We start from the raw sequence: 11,280 nt of genomic DNA, 5'->3' as shown, positions 1-11,280 counted from the left end.
CACCCGCCTCGTTTCGGCATGTAGGGCCCAGCGACGAGAAAAGTCGCGCTAAGCGGTATCTGACACCTCACTGCTCGCGAGATTGTTTGCACAGCATGGGATTTCGGTCGTACGGACCTCATGCTCTGCCCAAATCCGCGAAAAGTCGCGCTAAGCAGTTACCGCAGACAATAGCGTATTATCTGCGGTAATATCGGTGGCGAGCTGGCGCTATACCCCGCCGCGAGCGGGGCCACTCCGTAGATTATCTGCGGTAGCGCCGATCGGGGGCCGGAGACTTGGCAGAAGGACTGATCGTGGGACAGGTGCGGGCGCTGCCGGTGCGGAGTGTGCGGCTCAAGGATGCGGTGGCCGACTACCTTGCGACGATCCCAAGCACCAACACCCGCCGCGGCTACGCGATTGCCCTCAATCAGCTTGTGCGTGATTTCGGCACCGACTCCGATGTGGGTCTGTTGGAGGCCGAGCGGGGCGGCGGCTGGTTCACCTTCAAGTGGGGCGGTCGGTCGGCGCAGACGTTCAACGTGCGCCTTGCCTCGCTGCGCGGGGCGTGCGAGTACTGACGCAAGCAGCAATGGCTGGTTGGTGATCCGCTGGTTCGGTTGGTGCCGTGGAAGGTGCCGCCGGATCACTCGCGGGCGATGACCCGTGACGAGGTTGCCCGGCTGCTGGCGAAGGATGTGCCGCTGCGGGAGCGGGTGCTGTGGACCATGCTGTACGAGACGGCCGCCCGCGCTGACGAACTGCTGCTGTTCGACATCCCGAAGCTGGACATGGCGAACCGATGCGGCACGGTCACCCGCAAGGGTGGGGCCAGGGATGTGGTCGCCTGGCAAACCGGTACCGCGCGTCTGCTGCCGAGGCTGCTGGCAGGGCGGAAGAAGGGACCAGTTTTCTGACTGACCGCAAGGCGAAACCCGTTGTGGCCGTGGGCGATATCAACCCGTCCACGTTGCGCGCGCGGTTGTCGTACCGGCGGGCGGCCGAGTTGTTCGAGCATCACACCAGTAACTTCGGCCGCGGACCGTTCACGCTGCATCAGCTGCGTCATTCGAAGCTCACGCACGCCGCCGAGGATGGGGCGTCGACGCCGATGCTGATGCGAATGAGCGGGCACACCGCGGTGCGGTCGCTGGGCAAGTACTCACGGCCGTCCGCGGAGGCGCTGATTCGGTGGCAGGCTCAGACCGACCACGCCGCCCGGCGGCGGTGCTGAGCGGTTCGGGCCCCGAGTTCGGCTGCGGGATATGCCGGAGCCGAGCAACAGGATCGGCTCCGGCATATCCCGCAGATTCGATGGAAACGCCCCCGTCTGCAAGGCGTCGACCACTCATGTGCGACAAGTGATTCACGACCTCAACGAGAAAGAGTTCGCCCCCTGACCCGAAGTGGAGCGGATTGCGGTCATGTCTCGGTCTCGATGTTGTCGATGTCGAGTGCGACGAGGATCGGATGGGGGAGAGTTCGGCCGCCGGGTCCCTGTGGGAGCACCCGTCGGCGTGCGGGGAAGACGAGTCCAGCGAAGCGTTGGTGGGCGCTGCAGTAGTGGGCCGCGTGCGCCCACCGACCGATTGGGTGGGCAACGTAGTCGTGTCGGCGGATCAGGCCAGCAGCGTCGATGTAGAAGGTTTGGTGCCGGGAGTGGGTGTGGAGGTCCGGCGGGAAGTGGACCTCGAGGCGCCGCCACTGCTGTCCTGCCTCCGGCCAGGTATCGCCTTCGGTGATGGCGACTCCTTCCCATGTCAGAAGCAGGGGTGTCGACAGGTAGTTCCAGAATGCGTATCCGGCGAAGTACGCGGCGTCGAGCGCGTCCCAGCGGAGGTTGCGACGCAGGCCGTTGAACCCGGCGAAGGCGGCGCGGGCGTTACGCCGGGCACTGATCGGTTCGCCATCGCGGGTCTCGATCCGTACGTCGCCTCGATCGAATACCGCTTGCTGGTCGGCTTGCGGGAAGCCGTGAAAGACGGCGTGCTGTTGCGCCAACTGCACCCGCACGGTCACCTCGGCCATCCGGTTTCCGGGAAAGCGTGAGCGCAGGAGACCGCCGAATCGTCCGTGGGCGGTGAGGGCGGTCACGGCCCGCCACCGCTCGAGGCCGCCATGGGCGGTGAGGACCTCGTCGAGCAGCCCGGCTGCGTCTGGTGTTCGCTCGTTCATGTCTGTGCCCCGGCCAGCACCGTGGTGAGGACGCTCGGATCGCCGTGGACGCTCGCCCAGGAGAGTGCTTGGTCGAGGGTGATCGCACCGGCGGCCAGCCCCAGGACCGTCTCCGGCTCCGCTTCGAGAATCGTGTCGGGCCGCTGGTCGGGCTGAACGATCACATGGGGACCGTGGTTGTCGATTCGCAAGGTCATGAACAGGCCGGCAACCTCGATACCCAGCTCGGCCGGCGGCTCTGCCGTCTTTCCGCGGAGCAGCGCTTCGAGTGCGACCGCCAGCCAGCGAGGCTGGAAGGCGTCGCCGCCTCGGCCGCTGGTCATCAGCGGGAAGCTCCAGCGGACGAGCGCCTCGATCGTTTCACGCAGCTCCTCACCCCATGGTGTCAGGGCGTACACGACGCCGCTGATCCGGCCCGGACGCCGCTCGACCACTCCGGAGGACTCCAGGCTCCGGAGGCGGTCGGTGAGCAGGTTGGTGGCTATCCCGCCCAGCGAGGCCACGAGTTCGCCGTAGCGCCGCGGGCCGGGAAGAATCTCACGGACGATCAGCAGGCTCCAGCGATCGCCCACGACGTCGAGTGCGCGCGCCAAACCGCAGAACTGCCCGTAGGAGCGCACCGATTTCTGCTTGACTTCTTCCATAAGACTTGATTTTATCAAGCAACATCCGAGGTGTCTCCCGAAAGGGTTCCCATGCCGGTCTCCGGTCCTGCCGCCGGTTCCGCCACGCCGGTCTCAGCGGCGCTCGCCGCTTTGCATGCTGCCGGGGAAAGCGGCGATGCTGATGCGATTGCCGAGGTGTTGGCGCCCGATGTCGTGTTTCACTCCCCGATGACGATGCGGCTACGGTTCGAGGGCAGGCAGGAGGTTGTGGAGCTGCATCGCGACATCTTCGCCGTCCTCGACGACCTCGGCACCAGCGAACCGCTCGCGGTCGGTGACACGGGATCGTTCTCGTTCCGTGCGCGCGTTCGCGGCGTGGAACTCGAGGCCATGAATCTGGTGCGCTGCAACGAACACGGACAGATCGTTGATTACACGGTCTTCGTCCGTGCGCTGCCAGGGCTGGCGACGCTGTTCGCGGCGCTCCCGCCGCGGGTGTCGGCCAGGCGCCGGGGACGCCTGAAAGGCACGCTCTCGGCGAGCCTCGCCCGGCCGCTCGCCTTCGCGATACGCACCGCCGACCGTTTTGTGCCCGCATTCCTCTAACCACATCGTTGCCGCAATCGAGCAGGATCCGAGGAGGCCCGGACATGACGACCCAGCAGCCCGCACGCCCGTCGTGGGTGGACGCGAGTCGTTTCCCTTCGAGAGCCGCTTCGTGGAGCTGGACGGGCACGTCGTTCACTACATCGATGAGGGTTCGGGACCGACCCTGCTGATGTTGCACGGCAATCCGACGTGGTCTTTCGTATACCGCCAGGTCATCGACTCCCTGCGGGATCGGTTCCGTTGCATCGCCCTCGACTATCCAGGGTTCGGTCTGTCGGTCGCAGCACCCGGCTACCGGCACCTGCCCGAGGAACATGCCGACGTGGTCGTGTCCTTCCTGGACCGCTTGGGCCTGTCGCAGGCGACACTGGTTGCACACGACTGGGCGGCCCGATCGGTTTGCACGCGGTCCAGCAGCGACCGGACAAGTTCGAACGCCTTGTCCTGGCCAACACATGGGCGTGGCCGATGAACGGCGACCTGCGCGCCGAACTGGCCTCCCGCCTCATGGGAGGACCGGCCGGGCGCGAGCTCATCAGGAGGTTCAATCTGTTCGTCAACGCCCTCATTCCTGCCGGACACGAGCGTAGGAAGCCATCCGCGACCGAAATGGCTCATTACCGCGCCGCCCTGCCCACCCCGGATCGCCGCCAAGCCAGCGCAGTCCTTGCGGGCGCAATCATCGGCAGTCGCACGTTTCTCACCGACGTCGCCGACCGCCTGAGGGTCCTCGAGCAGCTGCCCACACTCATCATGTGGGCCGACACCGACATCGCCTTCGGCGATAAGGAGCGTGAACGCTGGGAGGCGAGGCTTCCCAACCACACTACTGCGGTGCTCCACGGAGTCGGCACTTCCTGCAGTCGGACGCGCCACAAGAGCTGAGCGAAGCGATCGGGGCCTGGTGGGCCAAGCTCGAACACGACCCGCTCACTTCGGCTGAGAAGTTGTTACAGTCCGGAGATTCTTGCGAGTAGCTGTCGCGGACACTGTGGTTCGAGGTGGATTGATCGATGTGTATCTTTCCCAGGCCGTGGTGTCGTGGTCAACGGTGAGACGGGTTCCCGCCCAGCAGGGCGATGGTGTAGTTCAGTCGTCCTCGTCCGTAGCGTCCGGATCACGTAGTGGTCGATGGCCGCCGCCGAAATCCGGCAGGTGAAAGCTGTAGTGGCCTTCGAGCCGGAGGTGTTGCGGACGAACGCCGACAGGCGGGTGGCGTCCTCGTCGCGGACCGGATAGTCCTGGGCACGCAGCTCGTCGAGCGCACGGTCCAGGTACACCGAATTCCACAGCACGACGCAGTTCAAAATGAGGCCCAGCGCCGAGAGCTGGTTCTCCATGCCGTCGAGATAACCACGGGTGATCTCGCCCTTGCGGCCGTGGAAGATGGCACGGCCCAGGTCGTGGCGGCCCTCCTGAAGATTCGACTGCGCCTTGGCCTCTCGCCGGTACGGCTCGTCGTCAGCCATGCGCAGAATGTGCAGGGTCTTGAAGACCCGCCCGTAATGGGCGATCGCCTGCCCGAGACTGGTCGGGTTCCCGTCCCTGGACACCATCCGCGTCACCTTCGATTGACGCTCCGCCCGCGCCATCAGGTTCGTCACCATCAGCAGGTCGAACAACTCGAGCACGTCGTCGACCGCCTTGGCCCGCAACGTGAACACAGACGCGGTCAACAGCGCTGGCAGCCGCTCCCGCTGGGGCCGCATCCGCCGCAGATGCGCGGTCTTGCCGGTCAACCCGTGCGACGCCAAAACGATCAGCCGACGCGCCGACACCTGCGAGAGGTCCACCGACTCAGGGATCACCGCGTTCAGATCCCGCACCCGCGCCGGCGCATTGCGCATACCTGTCGACGACGGCGCGAACGCACCCCCGCGCAGCCGCTCCAGCTCCACATACTTGCGGCGGTTCTCCTCCCGGGTGTCCAGCAACCCAAGCAGCACCCCGGACTGCCCGGCGGTCAGCTGGCCGGCCAGGTGCGCCCACAGCCGCTGATCAGCGGCTTGCTTACACTCGGCGACCAGCCGCTCCAGCGTCGTGACGCCGGGTAGCAACGCGTCCTTCTCCCGCAGCCACCGCACCGCGCCCGCGATGAGGACTCGGGGGCCGTCGCCGGTCATCCACGCCTGATCAGCCACCCACGCCGACAGCTCGCCCTCGACATCGGCGAACTCGGTCAGCCCATGCTTGCCGATGATCTCGGCCTGATGGTCGTACCGGGTCTGCTTGCGGTCGGTGTATGCCTTCACACACGACGGATCGTCGATGCCCAACTGCTCGGCCAAGTAGTCGATCAGATCGGCGGGCACGTCCAGCGGATCCGGCAAGAACATCCCAGGTACCGGACCGACACCAGCTGGACGGCGAAGCCCAAGCGATTGCTGTCGCGACGGCGCTGAGCGATCAGCTCATGGTTCTGGTCGTCGAGATGGAAAAACCGTTCCAGCTCAACCCGCGTCAGAACTCCGAACTGGCCATACCCCGGCGTCGCACCCTCATCCCGCACAGCCGCTCATGAAACCACCCCCGCCGCAACAATACTCACCAATCAGCGAACCGGTCGAGACGCCGTGGGCGGTCTCGTGCAGGGACTGGCCTTCGGCATGCCGGGCCAGGATGGCGCGGCGCGTCGGCAGGGAAGGAGCCCAACCGACGCGCCGAATCCTTGAGTACGGCTTTGTGCCGGCGCTATACCGCGGTGGTGTCTTTGCGGAGGTCGGGTATGCGTGTTGTGTGGTTCACGCGAAGAGTGGTCGGGATGCCGAGTGCGGCGATGGCGGTGAATCCCAACAGCAGGTAGTGGGCCGAGTTCACCGGCGAGGATCCACCGAGATTGACCAGCAGACCGGCGACGGCGGCTCCGAAGGCTGTTAACATGGTCAGGATCGTTGCTATGGCTGCCGCGGCCTTCTGGCCTTCTTCTGGATCCGGCGCGCTGGTCATCGCGGCCACCGACAGGTGTGGCAATGCGATGCCGATACCGGCCCCGGCCAGGAACAGCAGCGGCAACCAGGCCAGAACCATCGGCAGGGAGACATGGCTGCGTTGTAGCAACGCCGGTCCCAGGAATCCGACCACCAGCGCCAGCGACACAACCGGAACAGGTGCGGGGGCCTGGCGGTCATCACTCTTCGGCAGGACCCACGGCGCGGAGCCTGCTGCCGCCACACCCACAACGGCGAGGACAACAAACGCGGCCCGCCACACACCGAACTGGGCGAACAATCCCACCATAACCGGGCCGACGATAGTGCCGACGCCGAACATGGCCGAGATCAATGCGGTCCCGCGTACCCACAGCGACGGTGGCAGTGCCACATACACTGCCGCGAAACCCAACCCGGTGAGCAGTCCCGCACCCAGCCCCTGTACCCCGCGGCCGATCAGGAACATCGCCATGACAGGACTCACCGCACACACCACCGAACCGGCCGCGAACACCCCGAATCCGATCAGATACGAGCCGACCGTGCCACGGAGAGACAGCATCCGGCTCACCGCCGGCGTGCCGGCCACCTGTGCGACCGAGAAGATCGTTGTACTCCACGCATACAGCCTTTCGCCGCCGATGTCGGCGACCACGCTCGGCAACAGGCTCCCTACCAGATAGATGTTGATCGCACCGACGAGCACTCCGCCCGCCGGCACGATCGCAATGCCGAGGTGATCGCGGAATCCTCTCCAGGACGTCGCGTTTCGCTCTGTCGTCACATGTCCTCCGTTTCGTTGGATCGAATACGTGAGGCATCATCACCGACCCGGGAGCACCGGTAATCGGACAAATCAGATGTGAAATGCGTCGTATTTGTGTGGCGGATGGCCCGTCTGCGGGCGGTGCGAGGCCAAGCGCATCCGGGGATACCTGGGGGTAGTGGTGTAGCCGGCCGGGATCCGGCGCTAAGGACCGGGCAGTTGTGATCGCCCGAGATCATGACGATAGGCGTGACAGCGTTACGGCTCTGCGTCCTGGTCACCGTGTTCCTTGTGATGGTGCCGGCGGCGCTTGTAGAGCCTCGGGGTAGCTCCGTGTCGCTGTCGGTAGTCGCGCTGTCGGCACGTGGGTAAGCAATGCCGAGTGTCGGCACGTAGCCGTCGACCACCTGGGTATATGCGCCATCCGTAGCCGAGGCGGATGACCCGACTTCCGGTTCTTCGCCCGCCGAGGTTCGCCGTCCGGCATCACTGGCACGTGTTCGACCGGCCGCACCCCCCGAGGTGACCGAACACGCGCGAGTTCAGCGCATTCATGCGCGAGCACCAGGCCGAGGGCGGCCAGTGGAACGCCCCCTGCCTCGGTAGGCACGACTCGCCGGCACTGTGGCCGTGCGAGAGCATGCAGAAGCTCGACGACTTCAGGGCCCACGCGGACTGAGCCCCTCGCGGCCGTCGGCATTCGCACCGCCCGCGCCCGGCATCGCGCCGTCGTTCCTGATCCGGTCTTTGGCGGTATACCGGATACCGGAGACCTCGCCAGGTCACCGATGTCTCAGGCCGGACAACAGGTTCCGACCCCGTCCCCCCGACGCTCAGGAGAGACGGGTTGTCGTGCTCACTACGCGTAATACGCACGCGCGGAGGGCATCCAGAGCGGACCGGCGATTGCGGCGGCGAGTATCAGTGCCGCAACACCTATGCCAACAGATCCCGAGATCGAGCTCAATGCGGCGTTGCGCCGCGCCCGTATCGACGATGCACACGTGGTCCAGCGTGCGGTAGTTGACCAGCGGGCCATCCCGGAGGAACGGCGCCGCGAAGTCACCCGCCGGGAACGGCGACGAGACCAGGGGTTCTCCCGCTGACCATCGCGTGGGTTCGGCGTCGGCCGTCGCCAGGTTGTCACCGATCGTCTGTGGTCGTATCGGCATCGGCGGACACCATACCTTTCTATCTACACGACCTCGGGGGAACACACCGCACGCTGCGCGGTTCCGGCGCCGTCGCCGACGTATGAACCTGCGTCGGCGACCGCAGCAACAGCTGTTGTCGTTCTTTCGGCACGGGCACCGGCCTCGGGAAGGGCAAGGGTGTGGATAGTGAGGTCGAGGGTGGTGGGTTCGGGGATCGGGGTCGGTCGTCGCGCGGCGTCTCGCCGAAGACCCCGATGTCAGCGTGCTGCTGCTGGAGGCCGGCGACGACGATGTCCCCGAGGTCATGCGGGCAGATCAGTGGCCGTCGAATCTCTGGGGGAGCGGGTCTGGTTGTTTCATACTGTGGTGCCAGTACGGCCAGTACCGGAGCGGGATGCCCGCTGGTACCGCGGTTTCATAGGTTCTAGATGTGAACACGCGTATCGAAATATTCACGGGGGGTGAGGCTTGCGTCACGCCGATCCGTAAATGGGGCACGCTGGTCGTAGCGTGTCTGGTCGCGGTCGTCCCGAGCTTTGACCTCAGTACTCTCAGCCTCGTCCTGCCGAGTATCGCCTTGGATCTGGACATCGGTGGGACGGGGCTGCTGTGGGTGGCCGATGTGTCCTCTTTCGTACTCTCGGGCCTACTCATCACCATGGGCGGTATCGGTAACCGCATCGGTCACAAGCGTCTGCTGCTGATCGGCATCGCTGGTTACGGCGCCGTGTCCGGGCTGGCGGTGGTCGCGACGACACCCGCGACACTGATCGCCTCGCGCGCGCTGCTCGGCGTGGCCGCGGCAACCCTGTTCCCGACCTCGCTGAGCTTGGTCCGTGGTGTCTTCTCCGATTCGAAGGAACGCACAGTGGCCGTGGGTGCCATCACCGGTGTCGGCGGGATCGCGGTCGGTCTCGGTCCGCTCCTCGGGGGCACCGTACTCGACGCCTATCCATGGCGCGCGGTTTTCCTACTCAATCTCCCCGTTCTGGCCGTGGTATTCGTCGTGGGGGCGCTACTGCTTCCCGAACTCCGCGATCCCGTGCCGGGGCGACTCGATCTGCTCAGCGTTCCGCTGTCCGCCGCCGGTGTATTCGGCTTCGTATACGCGTTGAAGGAGCTCGCGGGTGGCATGGTGGGGCCGCGGATATTCGGTGCGCTGATCATAGGATGCCTCGGTGTCGTGTTGTTCCTGCACCGCCAGGCTCGTGTGCCGGATCCGCTGATCGATCTACGTCTGTTCCGAATACCGGCGTTCGCCTGCTCGCTGACGATCAACCTGATGCTGCTGTTCGCTGTCGCCGCGCAGTCGATGACGTTCTCACAATACTTTCAGTTGGTGCTCGGCTGGTCACCGTTGCAGGCGGGGCTGGGTAGTCTACCCGGCGCGGTCGGCGCCCTGGTCGCCGGCGCCGCACTCGCCCCACCACTCATCACCCGGCTGGGCCGAGCCAAGACTGCGGCACTCGGATTGGCCGTCACCGCCATCTCGTTCGTATGCCTACTGCCTGCCGGCGTCACATCTGCATATTGGTTGATGGTCGTCCCATTGATCGGTTTCGGGCTCGGCATGGGAGTCACCTTCACCACCACCTCCGATACGGTGCTGGCCACCGTTCCCGAACGCCGTTCAGGAGCTGCGCTCGGGATCTCGGAGACCGCGTCCCAACTCGGCATTGCTCTGGGCATCGCGACGCTCGGTAGCGTCTTGAACGGCGTATATCGCCTCACCGTCGATCTTCCCGATGGGGTTCCCGACGAGGCAGCCGCCGGGATTCGCGACAGTCTCGGCGCAGCGATGCAGGCCGCGGCCATACTGCCTACGGACCTCAGCGCGGGTATCGTCGACAGTGCGCGAGCGGCCTTCGTCGACGGGATGCACGCCACCCTACTGACAGGTGCGGTATTCGCTACGTGTACCGCGGTCTTCGCGCTGATCACACTACGCGAAGTCCCGAAAACCATCACCAGCTATAAAACCGACGGAGATGCATAACCACTCGGATCCCTTGACCCTTACGGCGATTCGGGTGAGTGAGCCTGTGCTCAGGAAAGACTACAATTATGTTTACAATCGATTCGGGTGCGGGCGTGGTCGTCATCACCGGCGCGGCCGCGGGTATCGGGGGGCCACAGCCGCCGAACTTGCGAACGGAGCACGCGCGGTGGCGCTGTGGGACCGAGATCCACGGGTGCACGAGGTGGCACGCAAAATCGCAATTCTCACAACGGGATCCGTGCACGCCGACGAGGTGGACGTGGTCGACGCGACGTCGGTGAACAGCGCGTTCGACCGTTTCACCGACGAATACGGTCCGGCCGATGTGGTCGTGCACGCCGCCGGAGTAATGGGTTCCGGTGCAGCCCTGGATATCACACCGGAGACATGGGACCGCAGCTTCGCGGTCAATGCCACCGGGACCATGCACGTCACCCAGCGCGGCGCCCGCGATATGGTCGCCGCCGGACGCGGGCCATCGTGGTTGTACCCTCTAATGCCGCAAGCACTCCCCGCCTCGGCATGGCCGCCTACTGCGCCTCCAAGGCCGCCGCCACGGCTTTCACCCGCGCGCTCGCCCTCCAGGTCGCACCGCACGGCGTGCGTGTGAACCTGGTCTCACCCGGTTCCACCGACACCGCCATGCTGCATGGCCTGTACGCCGACGGTGACAACCGCCCCTCGACAATGCCGCCCGCACCGGTCTGCTCGCGGGCGATCCCGATGCCTACCGCCTCGAAATCCTGCTGCGCCGCATCGCCCTCCCGCCGATATCGCCGCGGCGATTCGCTTCCTGATATCCGACGACGCTCGCCATATCACCATGCACGGCCTGCGGGTGGACGGCGGCGCGACCCTCGATACGTGACCTGAGAGGACGATCCCCATTTCTGGCATTACCGATACCCCCGTGCCCTGCCTTTGTGCTCTCCCGCCCGTACCGCGCCGTAGTGGCGGACGGAGGCGGCCGCGTCTTCCGTTCCGCACACGATGCGGTGACGGCGCTCCGTAATGGCGAAGTCGGCCATATCGTGGGTGCGCTACCGTTCGCACCGGACGC

The 11,280-nt window shown here is 65.6% G+C and carries 12 protein-coding genes and 2 pseudogenes; 9 read left to right on the top strand and 5 right to left on the bottom strand.

Annotated elements, in window-relative coordinates:
• The first annotated feature begins 296 nt into the window (after positions 1 to 296).
• The 3 genes from ON20_RS33550 (at position 297) to ON20_RS39405 (ending at position 1,216) form a co-directional block, all read left to right on the top strand.
• Positions 297 to 563 (top strand): hypothetical protein, encoded by a 267-nt coding sequence (locus ON20_RS33550; protein WP_051163503.1) that lies wholly within the window; start codon positions 297 to 299, stop codon positions 561 to 563.
• A gap of 78 nt (positions 564 to 641) precedes the next feature.
• Entirely contained in the window at positions 642 to 899 is a 258-nt protein-coding gene (locus ON20_RS39410) for a site-specific integrase (RefSeq protein WP_245547535.1), read from the top strand.
• A gap of 23 nt (positions 900 to 922) precedes the next feature.
• Positions 923 to 1,216 carry a tyrosine-type recombinase/integrase gene (locus ON20_RS39405; RefSeq protein WP_245547534.1) on the top strand — a complete coding sequence of 98 codons (294 nt, stop codon included), beginning with the start codon at positions 923 to 925 and terminating at the stop codon, positions 1,214 to 1,216.
• Positions 1,217 to 1,404: 188 nt separating this feature from the next.
• Here the strand turns inward: ON20_RS39405 and ON20_RS27945 are convergent, their stop codons facing one another.
• Together ON20_RS27945 and ON20_RS27940 are read right to left on the bottom strand one after the other, a co-directional pair.
• Positions 1,405 to 2,157: a hypothetical protein gene (locus tag ON20_RS27945; RefSeq protein WP_040840519.1), complete on the bottom strand. Its 753-nt coding sequence runs from the start codon at positions 2,155 to 2,157 to the stop codon at positions 1,405 to 1,407.
• Entirely contained in the window at positions 2,154 to 2,801 is a 648-nt protein-coding gene (locus ON20_RS27940) for a winged helix-turn-helix transcriptional regulator (protein ID WP_040840517.1), read from the bottom strand. Before ON20_RS27940 ends, ON20_RS27945 begins: the two co-directional genes overlap by 4 nt.
• A gap of 51 nt (positions 2,802 to 2,852) precedes the next feature.
• On the opposite strand from ON20_RS27940, the gene ON20_RS27935 reads away from it, so the two are divergent.
• The 3 genes from ON20_RS27935 to ON20_RS39395 all read left to right on the top strand — a co-directional run bounded on the left by ON20_RS27935 (position 2,853) and on the right by ON20_RS39395 (position 4,256).
• A complete protein-coding gene (locus ON20_RS27935) occupies positions 2,853 to 3,368 on the top strand; it encodes a nuclear transport factor 2 family protein (RefSeq protein WP_051163502.1) in 516 nt (171 codons plus the stop codon).
• 112 nt (positions 3,369 to 3,480) lie between these two features.
• Complete coding sequence (locus tag ON20_RS39400; RefSeq protein ID WP_245547533.1) at positions 3,481 to 3,843, top strand: alpha/beta fold hydrolase; 363 nt, start codon at positions 3,481 to 3,483, stop codon at positions 3,841 to 3,843.
• Entirely contained in the window at positions 3,840 to 4,256 is a 417-nt protein-coding gene (locus ON20_RS39395; protein ID WP_245547532.1) for a hypothetical protein, read from the top strand. Before ON20_RS39400 ends, ON20_RS39395 begins: the two co-directional genes overlap by 4 nt.
• 65 nt (positions 4,257 to 4,321) lie before the next feature.
• Here ON20_RS39395 and ON20_RS39390 read toward each other — a convergent pair whose 3' ends face one another.
• The 3 genes and pseudogenes from ON20_RS39390 to ON20_RS27920 form a co-directional block, all read right to left on the bottom strand.
• The gene (locus ON20_RS39390; RefSeq protein ID WP_438803450.1) at positions 4,322 to 4,963 is read right to left on the bottom strand and encodes a Tn3 family transposase; all 642 of its coding nucleotides are present in this window, start codon (positions 4,961 to 4,963) and stop codon (positions 4,322 to 4,324) included.
• A 483-nt stretch (positions 4,964 to 5,446) separates the two neighbouring features.
• A pseudogene (locus tag ON20_RS39385) lies at positions 5,447 to 5,820 on the bottom strand (DUF4158 domain-containing protein); the annotation flags it as partial.
• Positions 5,821 to 6,062: 242 nt separating this feature from the next.
• Positions 6,063 to 7,085 carry an MFS transporter gene (locus tag ON20_RS27920; RefSeq protein ID WP_176564522.1) on the bottom strand — a complete coding sequence of 341 codons (1,023 nt, stop codon included), beginning with the start codon at positions 7,083 to 7,085 and terminating at the stop codon, positions 6,063 to 6,065.
• Positions 7,086 to 8,005: 920 nt separating this feature from the next.
• Here ON20_RS27920 and ON20_RS36985 point away from each other — a divergent pair.
• The 3 genes and pseudogenes from ON20_RS36985 to ON20_RS27910 all read left to right on the top strand — a co-directional run.
• Complete coding sequence (locus ON20_RS36985; protein ID WP_157229083.1) at positions 8,006 to 8,173, top strand: hypothetical protein; 168 nt, start codon at positions 8,006 to 8,008, stop codon at positions 8,171 to 8,173.
• Positions 8,174 to 8,651: 478 nt separating this feature from the next.
• Positions 8,652 to 10,217: an MFS transporter gene (locus ON20_RS27915; RefSeq protein WP_218002667.1), complete on the top strand. Its 1,566-nt coding sequence runs from the start codon at positions 8,652 to 8,654 to the stop codon at positions 10,215 to 10,217.
• A pseudogene (locus ON20_RS27910) lies at positions 10,210 to 11,085 on the top strand (SDR family NAD(P)-dependent oxidoreductase); the annotation flags it as partial. The gene ON20_RS27915 and the pseudogene ON20_RS27910, both read left to right, overlap by 8 nt.
• Between the last annotated feature and the right edge of the window lie 195 nt (positions 11,086 to 11,280).

The organism is Nocardia brevicatena NBRC 12119 (assembly GCF_000308495.1).
Lineage (GTDB): Bacteria > Actinomycetota > Actinomycetes > Mycobacteriales > Mycobacteriaceae > Nocardia > Nocardia brevicatena.
The sequence above is the reverse complement of the archived record's forward strand: the minus strand, read 5'-3'. Positions and strand labels throughout refer to the sequence as shown.